The 20,539-nt window shown below is 35.3% G+C and carries 22 protein-coding genes; 6 read left to right on the plus strand and 16 right to left on the minus strand.

What is annotated here, in order from left to right; translation table 11 throughout:
* Nucleotides 1-22: 22 nt before the first annotated feature.
* Together coaW and uvsE are read right to left on the minus strand one after the other, a co-directional pair.
* Nucleotides 23-829 (minus strand): type II pantothenate kinase, encoded by an 807-nt coding sequence (coaW, locus tag BUB12_RS05890; RefSeq protein ID WP_072889058.1) that lies wholly within the window; start codon nt 827-829, stop codon nt 23-25.
* Between the two features lie 74 nt (nt 830-903).
* Nucleotides 904-1,872, minus strand: coding sequence for a UV DNA damage repair endonuclease UvsE (gene uvsE / locus BUB12_RS05895; protein WP_072889060.1), 969 nt, complete (start codon nt 1,870-1,872; stop codon nt 904-906).
* A 148-nt stretch (nt 1,873-2,020) separates the two neighbouring features.
* Here uvsE and BUB12_RS05900 point away from each other — a divergent pair, with 148 nt between their 5' ends.
* Nucleotides 2,021-2,806, plus strand: a complete 786-nt coding sequence (locus BUB12_RS05900) for an alpha/beta fold hydrolase (protein WP_072889061.1) — start codon at nt 2,021-2,023, stop codon at nt 2,804-2,806.
* A 46-nt stretch (nt 2,807-2,852) separates the two neighbouring features.
* Here the strand turns inward: BUB12_RS05900 and BUB12_RS05905 are convergent, their stop codons facing one another.
* Complete coding sequence (locus tag BUB12_RS05905) at nt 2,853-3,065, minus strand: YppG family protein (RefSeq protein WP_072889063.1); 213 nt, start codon at nt 3,063-3,065, stop codon at nt 2,853-2,855.
* A 144-nt stretch (nt 3,066-3,209) separates the two neighbouring features.
* Between BUB12_RS05905 and BUB12_RS05910 the strand changes: the two genes are divergently transcribed.
* Entirely contained in the window at nt 3,210-3,992 is a 783-nt protein-coding gene (locus BUB12_RS05910) for a DUF2268 domain-containing putative Zn-dependent protease (protein WP_072889064.1), read from the plus strand.
* 45 nt (nt 3,993-4,037) lie between these two features.
* On the opposite strand, the gene BUB12_RS05915 is transcribed toward BUB12_RS05910, so the two are convergent.
* Nucleotides 4,038-4,310 (minus strand): hypothetical protein, encoded by a 273-nt coding sequence (locus BUB12_RS05915; protein WP_072889066.1) that lies wholly within the window; start codon nt 4,308-4,310, stop codon nt 4,038-4,040.
* A 405-nt stretch (nt 4,311-4,715) separates the two neighbouring features.
* Between BUB12_RS05915 and BUB12_RS05920 the strand changes: the two genes are divergently transcribed.
* Nucleotides 4,716-4,850, plus strand: a complete 135-nt coding sequence (locus tag BUB12_RS05920) for a YjcZ family sporulation protein (RefSeq protein ID WP_072889067.1) — start codon at nt 4,716-4,718, stop codon at nt 4,848-4,850.
* 167 nt (nt 4,851-5,017) lie between these two features.
* On the opposite strand, the gene BUB12_RS05925 is transcribed toward BUB12_RS05920, so the two are convergent.
* The 4 genes from BUB12_RS05925 to BUB12_RS05940 form a co-directional block, all read right to left on the minus strand.
* Nucleotides 5,018-5,392, minus strand: a complete 375-nt coding sequence (locus BUB12_RS05925) for a rhodanese-like domain-containing protein (protein WP_072889069.1) — start codon at nt 5,390-5,392, stop codon at nt 5,018-5,020.
* Between the two features lie 152 nt (nt 5,393-5,544).
* Complete coding sequence (locus tag BUB12_RS05930; RefSeq protein ID WP_072889071.1) at nt 5,545-7,494, minus strand: elongation factor G; 1,950 nt, start codon at nt 7,492-7,494, stop codon at nt 5,545-5,547.
* 108 nt (nt 7,495-7,602) lie between these two features.
* On the minus strand, nt 7,603-8,268 hold the full coding sequence (locus tag BUB12_RS05935; RefSeq protein ID WP_072889073.1) for a DUF3889 domain-containing protein: 666 nt from the start codon (nt 8,266-8,268) through the stop codon (nt 7,603-7,605).
* Nucleotides 8,269-8,345: 77 nt separating this feature from the next.
* Nucleotides 8,346-8,960: a transporter gene (locus BUB12_RS05940; RefSeq protein WP_234982590.1), complete on the minus strand. Its 615-nt coding sequence runs from the start codon at nt 8,958-8,960 to the stop codon at nt 8,346-8,348.
* A gap of 155 nt (nt 8,961-9,115) precedes the next feature.
* On the opposite strand from BUB12_RS05940, the gene BUB12_RS05945 reads away from it, so the two are divergent.
* From BUB12_RS05945 to BUB12_RS05955, 3 genes are all read left to right on the plus strand, one after another.
* A complete protein-coding gene (locus BUB12_RS05945) occupies nt 9,116-9,814 on the plus strand; it encodes a DUF421 domain-containing protein (protein WP_072889077.1) in 699 nt (232 codons plus the stop codon).
* 16 nt (nt 9,815-9,830) lie between these two features.
* Complete coding sequence (locus tag BUB12_RS05950; protein WP_072889079.1) at nt 9,831-10,037, plus strand: heavy-metal-associated domain-containing protein; 207 nt, start codon at nt 9,831-9,833, stop codon at nt 10,035-10,037.
* 121 nt (nt 10,038-10,158) lie between these two features.
* Nucleotides 10,159-10,656, plus strand: a complete 498-nt coding sequence (locus BUB12_RS05955; RefSeq protein ID WP_072889082.1) for a DUF3231 family protein — start codon at nt 10,159-10,161, stop codon at nt 10,654-10,656.
* A gap of 78 nt (nt 10,657-10,734) precedes the next feature.
* On the opposite strand, the gene mobA is transcribed toward BUB12_RS05955, so the two are convergent.
* The 8 genes from mobA to BUB12_RS05995 form a co-directional block, all read right to left on the minus strand.
* Nucleotides 10,735-11,331: a molybdenum cofactor guanylyltransferase gene (mobA, locus tag BUB12_RS05960; RefSeq protein WP_072889084.1), complete on the minus strand. Its 597-nt coding sequence runs from the start codon at nt 11,329-11,331 to the stop codon at nt 10,735-10,737.
* A gap of 10 nt (nt 11,332-11,341) precedes the next feature.
* Nucleotides 11,342-12,352, minus strand: a complete 1,011-nt coding sequence (gene moaA / locus BUB12_RS05965; protein ID WP_072889086.1) for a GTP 3',8-cyclase MoaA — start codon at nt 12,350-12,352, stop codon at nt 11,342-11,344.
* A gap of 141 nt (nt 12,353-12,493) precedes the next feature.
* Nucleotides 12,494-13,291 (minus strand): formate dehydrogenase accessory sulfurtransferase FdhD, encoded by a 798-nt coding sequence (gene fdhD / locus BUB12_RS05970; RefSeq protein ID WP_072889088.1) that lies wholly within the window; start codon nt 13,289-13,291, stop codon nt 12,494-12,496.
* A 12-nt stretch (nt 13,292-13,303) separates the two neighbouring features.
* Nucleotides 13,304-15,655: an FdhF/YdeP family oxidoreductase gene (locus BUB12_RS05975; RefSeq protein ID WP_072889090.1), complete on the minus strand. Its 2,352-nt coding sequence runs from the start codon at nt 15,653-15,655 to the stop codon at nt 13,304-13,306.
* Between the two features lie 208 nt (nt 15,656-15,863).
* Nucleotides 15,864-17,618, minus strand: coding sequence for an adenine deaminase (gene ade, locus BUB12_RS05980; protein ID WP_072889092.1), 1,755 nt, complete (start codon nt 17,616-17,618; stop codon nt 15,864-15,866).
* A 36-nt stretch (nt 17,619-17,654) separates the two neighbouring features.
* Nucleotides 17,655-19,031 carry an NCS2 family permease gene (locus tag BUB12_RS05985; protein WP_072889094.1) on the minus strand — a complete coding sequence of 459 codons (1,377 nt, stop codon included), beginning with the start codon at nt 19,029-19,031 and terminating at the stop codon, nt 17,655-17,657.
* A 354-nt stretch (nt 19,032-19,385) separates the two neighbouring features.
* Nucleotides 19,386-19,703 carry an XdhC family protein gene (locus tag BUB12_RS05990; protein WP_072889096.1) on the minus strand — a complete coding sequence of 106 codons (318 nt, stop codon included), beginning with the start codon at nt 19,701-19,703 and terminating at the stop codon, nt 19,386-19,388.
* Nucleotides 19,700-20,533, minus strand: coding sequence for an XdhC family protein (locus tag BUB12_RS05995; RefSeq protein WP_072889098.1), 834 nt, complete (start codon nt 20,531-20,533; stop codon nt 19,700-19,702). The genes BUB12_RS05990 and BUB12_RS05995 overlap by 4 nt, the downstream gene beginning before the upstream one ends.
* Between the last annotated feature and the right edge of the window lie 6 nt (nt 20,534-20,539).

Genomic DNA, 20,539 nt, shown 5'->3' on the forward strand with positions numbered 1-20,539 from the left:
GGAGCCCCGCGCTCCTTTTCAATTACTTATGTATAAGTGCCCCAATAGCACCTGCATATGCTCCTTTATCTAGAAAAACAGGTTCATAAGGATATAAATTTCGAAAACTAATCAATACATTACGCAATGGATCATTACCACTTAAAGTACTACCTACAAATACTATTTTATCTATTTGTTTAATCGCAGCTGCTTGACAAGCCACAGTAATAATCGTTTCCCCAATCATTTGGATTAAACTAGCCATATTGTCGTTAATAGAATTGGATTCTTGCATATGTGCCTTCCCAAAGTTTGCAGCAGTTAATTCACCTAGGATTGGTGATTCATCAGGAGAATAAATATCCTTCACAAGTAAGTCACGTTTATTTCTTTTACCACTTCTTGCCATTTCAACTAACCGATGGTAGGACTTTTCCCCCGATAGAATAGATCCCAACCCCACCAACGTACCACCACCTATACCAGTACCTAATATTCGATCAAATGAACTTTCAGTTACATGGTATATGGAGGTTCCAGTGCCAATACTAACAAGTATGTACTCATCTTCTATTTTGACATTTTCATGCCCTAATAGAAAATTAGTTCCCTGAATTGTTGCCTGAAATTCTTCAATTTGGATAGATTTTTGATCAGAAGAACTTTGAATTAAACCAGATTTTCCACCTGTAATATGAAATATGGCATTAGGTGCTGTTATATGTAACCATTGAATAAGTTGATTCATTTTCTGATTAGAAAATGTCTTCACATGCAAGCGTCCATTTTCTTCATAGGCAACTTTAGTTAACGACCCACCTGCATCAATACCAATTTTCTGCACCATATTGTCCCCTCCCTTACAAAGAAATACTTACCTACATTCATATTACCATGATATCGAAAAGTGAAATATAAAAATTATAAAATTTTAAAACTTCCACCATCTAATATTTTTATGTCTCTATTTTCTTTTATATCTTCCATTAGCTTAAACAAAGCATCATCTTTTTGCTTCGCTTCAATCATACAGTCAATTTGATTTACACTTCCCTTTACTGCTCTTAAGAAATTTAAAAACATTTCAACATCTACGTAATCTGCATGTGAGCGAAATTGATTCTCAGACTTTGGGCTTGAAATATGCATTTTCACTGGTAATTTGGAATGTTCCCATGTTTGAACAACTCTATCCCAATCTTCTGCCCAATTATCTTTGGAATGATTAGCTAAATGATGATGATAATCAAAAACTAAAGGGATATCTAGCTTTTCACACAGGTATAACGTATCATGTAAATCAAACGTTTTATCATCATTTTCTAGAATTATCATTTGTTGTAAATCTTGTGGTACATAGGCCCAGTTTTGGATAAATTGTTCTAAAGCCTGTTCTTTATCGTTATAACCTCCCCCGACATGCATCACACATCGATGAATAGGCTCTATCCCCATTCCTTTTAACAATCGATAATGCATTCGAAGAGTTTTAATCGACGTTTTCAAAACTTCTTTGTCAGGTGAATTGATCAACACAAAATGATCCGCATGAAAATCTACTCGATAATCCGGATGCTCATCTAAGAAACTTTTTAGTTGGGTCAATGACTCTTGTAAAGGTCGCATATAATTCCATTTCTCGATGTCAGGATGATCTGCTAACGGAATTAATTTAGAAGAAATGCGATAAAACTGAATATCATGAGCTACATTATGCTTAAATAAGCGATGAACGTTTGCTAAATTAGAGTTCGCGATTTTCTCTAATTTTCTTATGGCAGCTTCTCGATCGGTTAATTTTGAAAATGTTGAGTATGTCATCGTCTTAGAAGTAGAACTATTCTTAACATGTGTACTGATAGCAGAATAACCAAGTCGAATGATTGTCAATTCATAAAACTCCCTTTTCCAATACTTTGTTGTAAAAGTATTCCCCTAGTGTTTATTCACTATGAATTCTTTCGACTCAGGTTATACTAAGTAATATAAATTCTTAGGTGGTGATCCTATAAATTTACATCAAAAGTATATAGAGGTAATGGGAGTAAAGGTTTATGCCGAGTATTGTTTTAATGAAAAACCACCAATTCTATTACTCCATGGATTTGTTGCATCCAGTTATTCTTTTCATAAGCTAATACCACTTTTAAAGAACGATTTTTCCATTATTACCATTGACTTACCTGGATTTGGCCGAAGTGAGAAGTCAACAACATTCACTTACTCCTATAAAAATTATGCAAAACTCGTCCTTGCTTGTATGGATTATTTTAAATTAGATACCATTTATTTAGCAGGACATTCTATGGGAGGACAGATTTCATTAAATATTGCCCTACTTCAGCCAGAACGAATTAAGAAACTCATTCTTTTTGCAAGTTCTGCCTATTTAAAGCGAGCAAAAAAATCGCTTATACTCTCTTCCTATTTACCTTTTTTCCATCTCTATGCTAGACACGAGATACAGAAAAACGGGGTTAGAGAAACGTTAGAAAATGTTATTTATGACCACTCCTTAATTACTGAGGAGTTAATCGAGGAATATAAACGTCCAATTAATGAGAAAGATTTTTCAAAGTCTCTTGTAAGGTTATTACGACATCGTGAAGGAGATTTATCACCTGAACAATTGCAACGAATACAAAAGCCTGCATTACTGCTTTGGGGTGAACAGGATAAAGTTGTGTCGTTAAAGATTGGTAAAAAACTTGCTAAAGATTTACCAAATGCGAAACTGTTATCCTATAAAAATGCCGGTCACTTAATTACAGAAGAAAAACCAAATGAGTTGTATCATGAGATAATAAAATTTATAAATTCATGATTGAATAAGAGTGCTGCCCTTTAGTATGCAGCACTCTTATTTATTACTATCTTCTTCTAAACTGAGATATAATCGGATTAATTTGCGTGTAGATTTCATTAATTTGCCTTGCAGTCAATGTTAACCTTTCAAAATCCACATTTCCTTCCGTATCTTGAAACATTGCGAAGACGTTAGACCTTGTAGGATTCCGGAAGGACCTACGTGTTGGAGTAGAACGATAAGGACGCATAGGACCTCTTTGATGCATAGGAAACATGTCAATTACCTCCTTTTATTTTTTCCTGATATATTCTATTCTTACTTCCATTTTCTGAAAAGGGTCTTTGTCCTGAATAGATAAAATTAAATAGTAACTGGACCCTACCTTTTTCCATATCGTAAATTGTAAGGGGGTAGGGTTATGAGAGTAATACGAACAGACGAATGGCTGCTTCAAGATTATGAGAATCCAATTAAAATTTGTAAAAAGCTGAAAAAATATTTTCATGATGAAACAATTTCTGAGAGCGACATACTAAACCATCTAGCTAAATTCGGTATGTATAAACAACCATACAGCAATGGAAAAGACGAAATAAAAAACCTCCAAAAGAAAAAAGTCTGGCAATACGTTTATAAAGAAGCCAAAAAGCTACAAACCATATGGAATGGTCCCTCTATTTCTGTATTCATCCTACCGGTTGAAATACGAAATAAAAGAATTGCAAAAGAGCAAAATGGAAAATCAGGTCTCGCCTTTTCTGATAAATTATTTTTATTTATTGGTGACCACCTTGATAAAAATGAGATTAAAGCATTACTCACACATGAATACAACCATATTTGCCGGTTACATTATTACCAGAAAAATGCAGAAGAATTTACACTATTAGATACCATCATCCTTGAAGGTTTAGCTGAAAATGCTGTAAGGGAGTACTGTGGAGAAGATAATCTTGCTTCATGGACTACGTATTATTCAGAGGATCAACTAGAGGATATGTATCAGAAAATCATAAAGCCAAATGAAAGCCTTTCTACGTTTGAAAGAAAACATAATGAAATTTTATATGGGATGAAGTTTTATCCTAAAATGGCAGGTTATTGTGTTGGATTTTACTTAGTAAAAAACTACATGATTAACAATCGTTGCAAAATAAAGGATACACTTCCAATAAATTCGAGCCAATTTATTGAATTGTGATTTCCATTAAATTAGCTGCCTGTATACGAACAGGCAGCTTTATTATTACCACAAGAAAAATGGAAGCAATGCAAGTGTACCAATGGCACCTAAAGCAATACCAATACCAAATCCTCCATATCCCCAACCAAATCCAGGGCCATAAAAACCATATCCAAACCCACCTAGATTTCTCCTAGCACTTAATGGCTGAAGATATACTTTTCTTCGATTGACGTTCTGGATAACTCCTCTGTGTACCCTCCCATCAAGCGTTCTAATTTCAACAGCTCTGCCTTTATACCGATTACACATTCCATAATATAAATCTACTGACATATTCTCACCCCCATCTTTTTGTAACAAAGGAAACAAATGAATTCTAATAAGATTCCAACAAAATTACTAAAACAGACTTACAACAGTATATGTCTAGTAGAAATTTGCGTATAGATTTGTATATTAGGAGATTCGTGGAATATTAGTGATAAGGGTAGTTAGACGCCCATTTTCTTTAATTTGGGGATATGTCTATATCACTGCAAACATTGAAACATATAGTAATAACAAATGACACATGAAGGTGTTGTTTGTTAGAAGCTGTTGGCGAATCAGGGATAGGACTAATGTAGATAATTTTCACGAATTGTATTTACTGCTTCACTATCAATCATTGTAGTTGAACAGCTTACGTTGGTTATTAATTTCAATTCTTCAATTCTAAACTTTGTAAGGAGGGTTTTTATGTCATTCGGATATGGTCATTGTGGTGGATACGGCTATGGATCACAAGGTGGTGGCTATGGTTATGGCGGAGGTTTCGCCCTAATCGTTGTATTATTTATCTTGCTTATCATTGTAGGCGCAGCATGGCTGTAATATAAGTAAAAATAAGTACCTTACAAGAATAAGTTCTTGTAAGGTACTTCATTAAAGAGACCGAGTGTATAGCCTTCTAATAGATCACATCAATCTCACACACCACTATACTATTAGGTTAATCAATCCCTAAATTAAAAAGCACCTCATGGGTGCTTTTTTACATGTTATTTTACTTCATATGGCCAATTGTTCATTCCACCGGTCATATTATAAATATTTTGAAATCCATTTTGTATTAATATAGTGGATGCTTGCGCAGATCTGTTACCACTACGACAAACGACTAGATATTTTTGATCCTCATTTAACTCTGACAATCGAGCCTCTAGTTCCTGTAAAGGTAAAAGTTGTGCATTCGGAATATGACCCTGACTATATTCTTCAATAGTTCTTACGTCAAGGACAACTACTTCTTCATCATCTAGTAAGTCCTTTGCTTCATCTACAGAAACATCAACAATAGTTGCATTTTCATTAGAAGTACATGCAGAAAGAATGGCAACTAGAATTATTAGGATCAATAATACTTTCTTTTTCATGGTAATCACCGTATTCCAATTTACTATACCTACACAGGTATATTTTTATTGTATAATCGACCAGGAACATACACAAGCTTAATTTGTTACATAATTAGTAACTTATACCCCTTTAAAAGGTTATAGTCAACTCGAAACTATTTTTCTTTTTTCTAACAGTGCAACATCTCTTCAACCTCGTCCCAAGATACGGCATAGCCTTGACCTTTCGCACAAAAGATTGAATTCGATGAATACAATGGATCTGCGTCTTTTTTGTAATCAATGCGTTCTATTACTTCTTCTGTATTATGACATACATCGTATCCACTAGAACGAAGATGGAGTATTCCCTTACCGTGTGTAATGGAAGCAAACTCTTGATGATAATTCATAAATGTGGAAACGGGAACCTTACCTGTTAATATTGCTTTATCACCACTTGTTTCAGGTGGAGAAAATGTACCAAATGCCTGTTGAACATCAGACATCACTCTCCCCAGATGGTCATGATTAACTTTAATTATAAATTGATAGTATGGTTCTAATAGGATATTCTCAGCCTTCTCAAGTCCTTGGCGAATAGCTCGAAATGTTGCTTCACGGAAGTCACCACCTGATGTATGTTTTTCGTGTGATCTTCCAGTTAGTAATGTAATTTTCATATCTGTTATAGCTGACCCAGTGAGAATTCCATGGTGCTCACGTTCAAAAATATGATGACGTACTAGATTTTGGTTTCCTATTGACAAATCGTTCGCGTGGCACTGATTCTCAAACGTTATACCACTACCCCTATTTGAAGCCTCTAATAACAAGTGAACTTCTGCATAATGTTTCAACGGCTCAAAATGACCATAACCGGAAACTTGATTTTTAATGGTCTCTTTATATAATATCTCCGGTTCCTGAAAACGAACTTCTAATTGGAATCGTTCTTTCACTAGGTTTTCTAACACTTCTAATTGAATTGCTCCCATGACATGAATATGTATCTCCTGGAAATGTTCATTCCAAACTACTTGTAAAGACGGGTCCTCTGAATCTAATATGTTAAAATAATGCCATACATCCTTAGGTGGAATCGATGTGTCGAAAACAACTTTCGACTTCAGTGTCGGTATCATTTCAAAGGTGCCTTTTTTCTTAAGTTCTCCTACACCATCCCCAACTTCAGCGTGAGTTAAACCAATAACTGCACACAATTCGCCTGCTTCCACCTCATTTACTGAACTATATGAAGAACCATTATAAACCCTTAGTTGCGTAATTTTTTCACAGTTGTTGTCTCCCTCATCACCATAGCTCACTTCATCTCTAACCTTTACCTTACCACTTAAGACTTTAATAAAGGTGATCCGATTTCCCTTTTCATCATATCGAATTTTATATACTTGTCCCCCGAAATTACCCTGTACATTAAAACTGGTTTTAGTTAACGTATCTAAATTATCTATGAAGTTAGTAATTCCTATATCTTTTAAAGCAGAACCACTAAAACAAGGATAGACCTTATTTTGTTGAATCATGTGTATTAAATATTCGACCCATATGTTTTGGTTAAAGCCCTTTTCCATATATATTTCTAACAGGTCTTCATCTAATTCTGCAACTGACTCTATTAAATCATCATCCATTTGTTCTTGTGCTAACGATCGATTAATATAGCAAACATCGTCTGTAAGATTCTCTCTAATTTCCTCGATTACTTCTTGAACATTTGCCCCTTCACGGTCGGTTTTATTTATGAAGAAAAACGTCGGAACTTTATGTTTTTGAAGGAGTTCCCATACTGTTTCTGTGTGTCCTTCCACACCCTCAACAGCACTTAAAATTACAATTGCATAATCCATCACCTGTATTGCTCGCTCCATCTCCGGAGAAAAATCAACATGTCCAGGCGTATCTATTAAATAATAGTGAGAGTCATTCCATGCAAAGCTAGCTTGTTCAGCAAAAACGGTAATCCCTCTCTCTTTTTCGATAGAATGATTATCTAAAAATGCATCTTTATGATCAACGCGACCTCGTTTTCGAATCGCTTTTGTATGGTAAAGTATTGCTTCAGAAAAAGTTGTTTTTCCAGCATCAACATGGGCCAATACCCCAATGGTTTTCTTCATATGGTCACCTCAACTAATTGATTAATTCCTATTATATCAAACAGGAGGATAATAGAAATCATCCTCCTGTTTATAATTGGAATCTATAGGGCGCTTACGCTTTTGTTCTTATCCATTATTCGCAATTTCTACTAGATCAAATGAAATTACACGGTCCGTATTAGGGTTATAAACAACATTGCCCCGTATTCTTATCGTCTCACTATCCGACTGTATTACATAATCAAAGGATTCCCTTGTTTGGTTACTGGATAATTGAGTTTTCCCTACTGAATTATACTCATTTATTTCATAACCGGGGTATGCTATTTGTACAACCTCTAATAAATATTTCCCCCACTTTTCTTCTTCTAATTGTGGTTCTGGTGTTATATCAACATCAATGACTCCAACACTTAGATCTACTCCTAGTGCTTCAAAAGCTCTTCGATGAAGATTAATTTGATTCTGGCTATATCCTGGAACAGTATCAACTACTGTGACAATAACTTCTCTTCCAGGAATAGATGGATTCCCAACTTTGATAGACTGTCCACAAGCATATGGTGCATCTTCTCCAACTGCAGCTGTCATATACTCGTTGCTAGACCAAGGTAAATTGCATTTGGTAATTGTGCCTCCTTTAGTCCATCTCGCTTGCCCTCTTATAGTTTGTTGTCGTGAGTCATGATTCACAACCTGATATGGATTCACATAAGAATTCCAATAATAAGGATTAGGTATCATTCGATATCCATTCATACATGGATGGTTATAATATATATTTGGATACATATTCGTTCCCCCTATTCGTTAATACGCCTAACATAACGTATGAAAAGATAGGGGCCTACGTGACATTTTTGTGGTAGTTAGCTCGCCTTAGTGGAATTCTTTTCTTTCATGTAGCCATAAAAATGATCTAATTTATTAAACAACCATTGCAAGGCTAAACCTTGGATTATTATTCCTACTATTGATGTAATCGTAAGCAACCAAACGGAAAGGCCATGTTGAATTGCAAAAAGCTTATGGCCAAAAAATAATAAATGACCAAAAGTGACATAGATACCTTGCCAGTAATTATCTATACTAGATTCGACCTGCCATAAAATACTAGCTTCTAATAATAATAGAATAATAATAGCTGCAACTATTGCTGACAGAAATTGTGTATTTATTTTCTTAACATAAGGTGTAATATAATATTTTGCTATTGTTTTAATACGAAAATAGTAAAAGATACGAACAATCCTAGCTAACTGGAAAAATTGATCGATAGGAATTATTGCAATAAGCAAGAATGGATTACCTTTTATAAATTCCCATTTGTTTTTGGATATAGTTAATCTTGTTATAAAATCTACTAAAAAGATGCCCCAGACAATCCAGTTAATTGTTGGGTTATACGTATCTTCCGTCCATATCGTCATTATCGTAATAATTACAAGAGTAATCATTACGACTTCATAAATAATTTTTAACATCTTTTGCAACGTAATAACCCCTTCTTAAACCTCTCTCTACATTATTATATTAGAAACATCTTCAGTTGCGTAGTACTCTGCAAAAATACATAGTAATTATTTATTGATACATATTAAAGATAAGACCACTATTTTCATGAAAGATGGGAAATATAATGGATATTTCAGAACTATTACTTCGCTTAATATTAGCTTTTGTTGTTTTATTTACAATGGCTCGTTTGATGGGCAGAAAAGAAATTAGTCAAATGACTTTTTTTAATTTTGTTTCTGCTATTGCAATTGGATCCATTACTGCTAGTTTAGTTACAAATCAAAACTTCACTATTCGTAACGGAATTATTGCATTAGTTGGTTGGACTGCCTTTACATTAGTAATGGATATAATTGATATTAAATCAAAAAGTGCTCGAAAAATAACTACTGGGGAACCGATAATTGTAATAAAAGAAGGAAAAGTAATGGAAGATGCATTGAGAAAAGTACGTTTAGATATGGACTCATTAACCTCATTGTTAAGAAGGAACCACATCTTTTCAATAAATGATGTGGAACATGCCATTTTTGAAACCAGTGGTAATTTATCTGTTCAACTAAAGGAGTCTAAGTTACCTGTTACAAAAGGAGATTTAAATATTATTAATCCTAATGTAATCAAATATCCAATGGCTACAGAAGTTATTTCAGATGGAATCGTTAATACAAATAACCTTTCGCGCCTGGATTTAGACGAAAACTGGTTAAATAAACAACTACAACAAGCAGGTATTACAGAAGTAGAACAGGTCTTTTATGCCGAGGTTCAAAAGGATGGCTCACTGTATATTGACTCGAAAAATGACATTGTTCATTAAACAAGGGGGTAAAAAAATGAAGGAAACGACTATATTTGTAAAAGAAGCAGTCGAAGAATTATCAATACAAAAAATCGAAAAAACACTTATGGATCAAGATGGAATTGAACGTGTACTTATTGATACCGATGATGGTGAAATCAAAATACATTATAACGAAAAACACATAAATCATGAGCAATTGATTGTGGTTTTAGAAGAAAGAGGATTTCATTTAAACTAATAACATAGGATATCTTCAGCTAATTACAAACGCATAGTAAATTTTTCCATAAACATAGTATGACAACTTAAATTCTGGACACAATATCCCTGAATTAACCAATTCATCAAGGAGGTAGGAAATGGGAATATTAGGTGGTAATCAACAAAATGAACCGATGCATTATGGAGAAGTGTTTGGAGCTTGGTCATTTGTTACAGTAGCAAAAGGGTTAGTAGCTGCACATCAAACTGCTTTAAATCATGCGGGAGATGAAGAACTACAAAAGATATTAGAAGAAGCAATCGATGCAGGAAAAAATGAAATCAAACAAGTTGAAGCATTACTTAAAAATAACGGTGTTGGTCTTCCGCCAACTCCTCCAGAACGTCCTAAAGCAAACTTGGATGATATTCCAACTGGGGCTCGTATGATGGACCCTGAAATTGCTGCAGCACTTTCAACAGATATAGCTGCTGGTCTGGTATCATGTAGCCAAATGATTGGTTCAGCAACTCGAGAAGATATTGCCATGATGTTTGGTCAGATACATACGCAAAAAGCTGCCTTAGGTGCAAAAGTGTTGAGATTGAACAAAGAAAAAGGTTGGTTAGTTCCTCCCCCACTACATCAACCATAAAAAAAGCGTAAGCGCTCGCTTTGTATTGGAACTAGACATCTTTGCAAGTTTCTAATCTTTTAAATAAAAGAGAACAGCTCATTGTGACTGTTCTCTTTTATTTATATACTTATCATAATCCACTTGTCGATTTATATTTAAGAACTTGTTTTCATCACTCATCTGTACAAATTTCACACAGCAATGTTCAAATAATTGCTTTGGTGCCCGTTTACCATGCTCTAATTGACGCTTAATTAGTCCTTTTAATGAATGGTGATACAAACCAATTAATGGCTGTATTTTGTCTGCTACAATTGGAACCACAATATGTACGGAGTCATCAATAGCTTCTGTCAATCGTTTGTAAATCTCCTGGTCGATAAATGGGACATCAACAGGTGCAGTAACATACCATTCAGCCTCTGTCCTCTCCATTACAGTTAGGATTCCAACTAGGGGTCCTTGCCCTTGAAATTCTTCCAAATCAACGTATACATCATAAGAGGTTTCACTTTCCATAAACTTCTGCTCTAAAGTTGAATTTGTAACAATAGAAATCGAATCTGTAAATGGAGCCATTGCTTGAATGGAATATTTATAAAAATTGATTCCATCTCGTTCGGCAAATGCTTTAGGAGTACCAAATCTTCTCGAATAACCACCAGCTAGTAGGACTCCCTGTTTTTCAAACACTGCGATTCACCTACCCACCGATATAAGACATTTCAATTTTATCCTTATTTTTACCCGTTTCTTCTGTTCGCTCATCCGAATACCGATCTTCTCGCTTATTCCATATGTTGCAAATCTGCTCCTCAATATCATTATCATTTGCACTTGAACGTAACAATTCCCTGAAATCAAACCCACTGCCAGCAAATAAGCATGTATATAACTTTCCGTCTGCTGCAATTCTTGCTCGATTGCATGTTGAACAAAAAGATTCAGAAACAGAAGTGATAAAACCAACTTCCGTATTGGTTCCTTTATAACGATACCTTTTAGCAACTTCTCCCACATATGCAGGTTCCACTGCTTCTAACGCAAATTGACTAGTAAGTTTCTCATATAGTTCTTTTTTTGTCACTACTTTACTAAAGTCCCAACCATTTGTCTGACCAACATCCATAAACTCAATAAAACGTAGCGTAATATCTTTTTCTTTAAAATAATTGGCCATAGGCAGAATTTCGTGTTCATTCATCCCTTTTTTTACAACCATATTAACTTTTACTTTTAATCCAATTTCTTTAGCTTTCTCAATGCCACGCAATACCTTTTGTACAGAAACACCACTATCATTGATTGCTTGAAATACATCATTGTTTAATGCATCTAAACTTACATTGACTCGTTGTAGTCCAGCATTTTTAAGGTCTTGAGCCATTCTCTCTAAAAGACTAGCATTCGTTGTTAATCCAATATCCTCTATACCACTAATACTAGAAATCTTTTGAATTAAATCAGGTAGATTTCGGCGTAATAGTGGCTCACCACCTGTTAAACGCACTTTTTTCACACCTAGAGCTGCAAAAATCTTAGTCAATCTTTCTATTTCTTCAAAACTTAAAAGAGCATCTTTAGGTAGGAATGGGTAATCCTTTCCAAAAATTTCTTTAGGCATGCAATACGTACATCTAAAATTGCATCGATCCGTAACAGAAATTCGTAAATCTCGTAATGGCCTACCAAACTTATCGGTAATTGTTTGCAAAGAATCCCTCCTTAGCGATGTAATATTTCTATCATTCTACCATTATCATTAAAATTAGAATACCATGAATAAAGGGCATGCGTCTTTACTCATGGTATTTTCATTAGTTTATGTGATAATAACTGTTATTAGAATACAAGTTTAATTATTCGTTTCAATAATTCGTTCAGGATGAGTATAGATATTTAATTTATGGCCTCTAGCAAATCCGATCACCGTTATTCCTAAATCCCTGGCAAGATTTAATGCGAGGTCAGTAGGTGCTGATTTTGATATCAATATTCCTATACCTATTTTTGATATTTTTAGTAAGACTTCAGATGAAACCCGACCACTAAAAACAATTACTTTATCTGCTGTTTTTATTTTATTTTGTAATATATGACCATAGACTTTGTCTAAAGCATTATGCCTACCTATGTCTGTTCGTATTACTTGTAGTTCATCGACAGTACCTAAAGCAGCATTGTGCACGCCACCTGTTCGAATAAATGCGTCTGATCTTCTTTGTAATTGGTCCATTAATAAATAGCAATGATCAACAGATAATTTTACTTTACTTGTTATTGTTTTGGCAGTGCGAACATCACTTTTAAAATAAAACTGTCTACTCTTCCCACAACAAGATCCAATTACTCGCTTCGATTGGTCGAAATCAAAGGATTTTAAGTCTTTATCTATTTCAACATATGCAAACCCAGTGGATTCATCGATAGAAATAGAGGTGATTTCATCGTAAAAACGTACCATCCCTTCTGAAGCTAAAAAACCTACAATTAAGTCTTCTAAATCGGTTGGAGAACAAACCATCGTTGCAAATTCTTCACCATTCAGAACGATCGTAAGTGGAAATTCTGTTGCAATTTCCTCATCTAAAACAGTAGACTCCATTCCATTAAATCGAATGATTTCCCACTCATACTGTTTTGTATCGTTCATCTTATTCACCCTCTAACTTGGCTCAGTTTCTAATTCTTCAATTCTTTTTTCAACATATTTAGTGTCTTTATGTGCAAAGTACGTTTCTGCTTTTTCTATGATTACTGCTGTATTATATTCAGGTATACCAGCATATTGTTCATAAACACCTTTTGGAATGAGGGAGTTTCCTTCTGGCCAATGCACTTCAATATTTCCCGATTTTAATGGAACATATTTTGCTCTTCCATTAAAAGTACCATGTTGGTTATATACAACAACTGCATCCCCTTGCTTAATCCCTAATTCTATGCAATCGTTTTTATTCATTAATACATCATAGCGATCAGCATTATTAAATGGATCTTTTTCATCATAAATCATCGAATTAAACTGCTTGCCTCTTCGGGTTGTTACATAAAAATGTCCTTCTGGCTTACGCAACTCTGGTAATTCGACCGAGATCAAATTACCTCTTCCATCTGGTGTTGGACAAATACCATCCTCACAGAGCCATGCGCCACCCCATTGGAATACATCACCTCTATCTTTTAGATGTTGAATTCCATCATAATTTGGTGCTGTCTGCGCAATTTCATCTCTAATGTCAGAGGCATCTTTAAAATCAATTAAATGACTCTCCTCAGGCTTTACTAGTTTGGCTAGTTCAACATACACTTCCCATTCAGAACGGGCTTCCTCAATTCTTGGCCCTTTTATTTCAGGTGAGAAATATACCATTCTTTCAGTTGAAGTAGATGTTCCACCACCCGGTTGTTCATAACGTGTCATTGCAGGTAATACAATTACAGCTTCTTTTGCATCTAATAAAGTAGAAGTATTTAATATGATATCCTGGTGTACTCGGACATCAACACTTTCTAGACTCTCTTTAACAAAGTCAGGATCTGGCATCGTTTCTAAGAAATTTCCACCAGACATATAATATAGCTTTAATTTCCTCTCGTGCTCCTCTGGAAGAAGGGCATTTTCTAAAGTAACACCTACGATATCCCCTTGCCACTCAGGAACATGAAATCCCCATATTTCCTCAACTCGTTGCTTATTTTTCTTATCAAAACCACCACCAGGTAATGAGAAAGGATCAGCCCCCATTTCAGCCGAGCCCTGAACACCGGAGTGTCCTCGAATTGGCATTAATCCACTATGTTCTTTACCTAAAAAGCCTTGTAATAATGCTAGATTAGCAACTTGTGAGATATTATCCGTACCAAAGCGGTGTTGTGTTAGACCCATGGACCATACAAAAACAGCTGAATTCGATTTGGCAAGTAACTCAGCTAATTCATACATCCGTTCCTTAGTGATACCAGAAGACTTCTCTAGTTGCTCCCAACTAAATGAAGTGGCCTTCTCCCGTAGTTCATCCAATCCATTCACATGTTCCTCAATAAACGTATGATTAATTGCAGATCCTGGTTCCTTTTCTTCCATTTCAAACCAGTGTTTCATGATGCCATGAATAAATGCGATATCTCCACCAATGTTTACTTGGTACGCATCATCCGCAATCTTCGTACCAAACAATGCCGACTCTGGTATCGAAGGCACCCAATAATTATCCATGGAAGGTTCGTGATATGGATTAATGACAATAATTTTGGTCCCTTTTCGTTTTGCTGCATACATGTATTTTGTAGATACCGGCTGATTATTAGCAGCAACTGATCCCCAAAATACTAAAACATCTGTACCTATCCAATCCTTATAATTACAAGTAGATGCGCCTACTCCTATTGATCGACTTAATGCTGTCTTCGATGGTGAATGACAAATGCGTGAAGCATTGTCAATATTATTCGTACCGAGATAACGTGCAACCTTTCCTAAAGTGTAATACACTTCGTTTGTAATTCCACGTGAAGTTGTATAAAACGCATATTGTTTAGGGTCTAGCTTTTTCATTTTTGAAGAAATAATCTCCATCGCATCGTCCCATGAGATACGATTAAACTTATTATCACCAGGTTTACGAATGACAGGATAAGGAATTCTTCCCAGTTTTCGTAATTCAGTACTATTCATTTTCCTTAATTCATCAATATCTTTATGGAGAATTTCCTCATTCATTGCAGACATAGTATTCAGACGTAGAACATTTAATCGCGTTGTACAAACATGTGGTCCTTTTAACGTTTGATCTTGTAGACCCGATACTCCAAGTGCACATCCATCACAAACACCTTGTGTTAAAATTCTACTCGCATAAGGAAGATTATCTTTGTTTTCCCATACAACTTTCATTGTATCTCTAATATGATGCGGCTTAATTTTCCCCAGACCAAATGGTACTTTACTAACCCACAAACTAGGATCGGGTTTTTTTGATATTTTAACTGGCCCGGTGTGTTTTGTATCTCCCAACAAAATCCCTCCCTAAATAAATGAATGATAAAAAGTACAACTTTCAGCTCTCTATTTATATAAATATTTTCAATAAGTTCAAATTATTAAAATACTAACATGTAAACGCATACATTTCAATTTATACGTACTATAATGGATGATTTCGTGAAGTATTAATGATAGAAGCTGCATCATGGTAAATTTCACCTAAATGCAGCCTCCTAGTTTAGTTATTATTTGAATAAATTTCATTTCTCTCAATTGATATATGTTTAAATTGCTTCACATCAAAGAGTCCTTGGTCTGTTAACTTCAGTTCTGGAATAACAGGTAATGCTAAAAAGGATAGGGTAATAAATGGATTGAAATCTCCTTCAAAACCTATAGCCGATAATGCATCATTTACTCGTTGGAGTCCGTCATACACTGCTTGGTAATGATTATTTGAAATTAACCCAGAAATTGTTAGTGGTATGGAAGCTAATACTTCTCCTTTATCTACAACAGCAATTCCACCCTGCATTTCTCGTATAACGTGAACTGCTTTTAGTAAATCCTCATCGTTCATACTAGCTGCAACAATATTGTGAGAATCATGAGCTATCGTTGAAGCAATGGCACCTGTTTTTAGTCCCAGGCCGTTCAATATGCCAAGCCCAACTGTTCCTCTTGAATGATGGCGTTCCAAAACAACTAATTTGGATAAATCATCTTTAATAGAGGGAATAAATTGTTTATTTTGTACAGGGACTTTTTGAATGTGGTGTTTTGTCACAATACTATTTGGTATTATTGAAATAACATTTACCACATTATCATCAGGTAAGTTGATCTGTAAGTCCTCTTTATTAATCTCTTTCATGTTAACGCTATTCATTAAACGATCGTCTGGAACACTACTCACTATCTTCTGGTTACAATGGCCATTTTTTGCCACTAATTCACCACTTACATAAGTCTCTGATATCATCACTTCTTCTAAATTATCTAATAGTAAGAAGTCAGCATCATATCCAGGAGCAATCGCACCTTTTCTCGTTAACTTAAAACGCTCAGCCCCATTAAGAGTTGCCATTTGAATGGCTGTAATTGGGGAGATACCATGTTCAATAGCGACTCGAACATTGTGGTCAATACTCCCCTCCTCAATAATATCATCCAGGTGCTTATCATCGGTTACGAATAAGCAACGCCTAGCGTTTTTGTCATTGACTGCCTTTAATAACTCCCTTAAATCTCGGGAGGCCGAACCTTCACGAAGCATTACATACATCCCTCGTTGTAAGCGATCCTTCGCTTCCTCACTCGTAGTACATTCATGATCACTTGTGATTCCTGCAGCCATATATACATTGATTCCATTTTGTTCGATTCCCGCTGCATGGCCATCAATTACCCTTTCATTTTCCATTGCTTGTAAAAGTTTTTCTAGCATAGCGTCATCTCTATTATGAACAGCAGGGTAATCCATCACTTCCCCTAATGCAATACAACGGTCATGATTGTAGAATGGTTTCAAATCTATTGCCTCCAAAATTGCTCCTGCATTTTCAAATGGGGTTGCAGGTACACATGAAGGTATCCCTATATACACATTCAGTGGAATATCATCAGACGCATCTAGCATGAATTGTATTCCATCTACACCACTCACATTGGCTATTTCATGTGGATCTGCAATTACTGTGGTAACCCCGTGTGGCAATACGACTTTAGCAAACTCAGCTGGGGTTACCATTGCAGACTCAATATGCACATGCCCGTCTATAAAACCCGGCGAAATATACTTTCCTTTTGCATCGATAACGTTATGACCGTTATACTTACCTATCCCAGCAATTACTCCATCCACAATTGCCAAGTCTGCCTCAATAATTTCTTGATTAAACACATCAATTATTTTTCCATTTACAACTACTGTATCGGCAGGTTCCTTTTTCGCTGCAACGGCAATTCTTTTCTTAAGTGTTTTTTGATTCATGTATAACTCTCCTTCGTCACATGGAGGCACTTATTTCTAGTGACCACCTGTAAGAAAGTGGATAACAAATGCAATACTGATAAAATACACAATCCAATGAATCTCACTGAATCTGCCAGTAAGCATTTTTAATACGGTATAAGAAATAAAACCAAATGCTAATCCAGTAGCAATACTATATGTCAAAGGCATTAAAATAATGGTTAAGAACACCGGAATGACATCTGTATAATCATCGAATTTAATATTAGTAATCTCTGTGATCATTAAAGCACCAACAATAATTAAAATTGGAGCTGTTGCTACTCCTGGTATGAATCCAATAAGTGGTGCAAATAGTAACGAAACTAAGAAGAAGAAGGCAACTGTTAAAGCTGTTAAACCTGTTTTTCCACCTTCTGAGATTCCCGTCGCGTTCTCAACATAGGCATTTAATGCTGTACTACCTAATGCAGCACTCGCCATTGTTCCCACTGAATCTGCTTGAAGCGCCTTATCTAAATCTTGTATTTTTCCATCTTCATCTTGCAAACCAGCTTTTTTCGTTAGACCAATTAATGTTGCAAGATTGTCAAATAACTCCACAATGGTAAACGAGAAAATAACAGCAATTACTCCGTAACCGATTGCTCCTAATAAATCCATTTGTAAGAAGGTTTCAGATACACTAGGTAAATCAAATGAAACAAAATCACTTACTCCAGAAGGGACTGCTGCTACACCTGCGATCATAGCAATGATAGATGTTATTGCAATGGTAATTAAGAGCCCACCCTTTATGTTTCTTGCCATAAAAAACCCTGCGATTAATACCCCAATTATTGCTATTAATGGTCCTGCTTTCGTAACATCACCTAAAGAAACAATGGTTGAATCATCTGCTACAATTAATCCAGCATTTTGAAAGCCGATAAAGGCAATGAACAGTCCAATTCCAACCCCAATGGCAGATTTAAGCGGGGTTGGAACGCCTTCCACTATCTTCTGCCGGATCCCTGTTACTGTCAAAATGAAGAAAACTACCCCCGAAATAAATACTGCTCCTAGTGCTGTCTGCCATGTTAAACCTTGACCAATAACAACGGTGTAAGCAAAGAATGCATTTAATCCCATACCAGGTGCAATGGCAACTGGATAATTGACCCAAAAGGCAAATGCTAACGTACACAAAACACTGGCATAAATTGTTGCAGCTAAAGCAGCTTCATGTGGGATACCAGCATCAGATAAAATCATAGGATTCACGATGATAATATAGCTCATTGCCAAAAACGATGTTAGTCCCGCAATTAATTCTGTTCTAACATTAGTTCCACGTTCCGTTAACTTAAAGAATCTGTCTAAAAAATTTGTGGGTGCTGGATTTGGTGAATTGCCTTTGTCTTGAACAACTTCTCCTGCATTTTTCGACATACCTCTTCCTCCTTTTTAATAATTAATACGCTTGCTTTCATAAATTATATTAAGTTGTAAATCTCCTCCTTTAACTAGATTTTAAGAAATTTCGTATTACTAAAGTTGAATTGAAAACGCTTACGATAGTATATAAAACATAAAAAAACCACAGTTATGCCCAAAGATCGAGGCAAATCTGCGGTTCATTCTTTTTCCGTTAAACAGAACAATAGAATATGATACCGTTATAAGACTGGAGGAAAAGCGTATTAACACGATCCCACCCATTCATTGTAACTTTTAGATTAATTTTAGTGTAAACAACCTATTATTTTTTGTCAAGTTAAAATTTTCCGAATTAATAATTTATATCTATGCAATCGGCTCAATAAATACATCCATTATTCCACCACAGATTCCTCCATCCTCATATAATAACCCCTCTGTTAGATCTACTTGATGTTGGATTGGAGAATTGTATTTAATTACAGATATCGCCTTCTCAATGACCTCTCCTTCCCCACATCCTCCACCTATTGTTCCGACTATTTTCCCATCTGAGTAAATAATCATTTTAGCACCAATATTTCTTGGTGTTGATCCTTTCGTGCGAATAATTGTTGCAACAGCAGCTTTTGAACCTATTTTTTGTATCTCTTGTACTTTTTGATAAAATTCTACTTGCCTCATCGGTCCTTTCTCTCCCGAAATTTCAATTTTGAGTAGCTTGGTATTTTTTCTTTTAATGGTTTGCCACTCGAAGCATTTTTTACTGATAATATTTCTGCAAAAATACTAATAGCTATCTCTTCTGGAGTTTCTGCTCCAATATCCAAACCAACCGGGGAAAAAATATTCTTAAAATTATGTTCTGTGAATTCATCCTTTAATTGTTCAAAAACACCAGATATCCTTCTCCTACTTCCAATCATTCCAATGTATTTAGTCCGACTTTCATCCGGAATACTTTCCTCTCGTTTCAATATTTCTTGTAAACTAACAACATCAAATTTATGTCCTCTAGTTAAAAGAAGGATATACGTATGTGGTGATAACGGCACATTTCGGAAATATTCAATATATGAACTACAAACGACTTCATCTGCCATTGGAAAACGATGTTGATTTGCAAAATCTTCGCGATCATCAATAACCGTGACATAAAATCCTAGCATTTGACCAATCGTCGCCACAGGTTCTGATACATGTCCAGCTCCAGCTACAATTAGTTTTAATGGTGGAAGAAATACTTCTACAAAGCATTCCATCTCTTCCTCTTGATACCGAGCACTAAAAGTCTTTGATTTATTTTGTAGTAATAGAGAATAAGCTCCCTCTATTAGAACCTCTATTAATTCTTGTGAGTAATCCTCATCTACTACATATCGCTTATCATTCATGAGCAACAGTTTTTTTCCTACCAATTCCTTATCGGCATAACTGGTAATTGTTAGAAGTGCGACCTTTTTATGATTATTAATCGCATTTGAGAGTTCCTTATACAATTGATCACTAACCAAGAATAA

This window comes from Ornithinibacillus halophilus (assembly GCF_900129485.1).
Lineage (GTDB): Bacteria > Bacillota > Bacilli > Bacillales > Amphibacillaceae > Ornithinibacillus > Ornithinibacillus halophilus.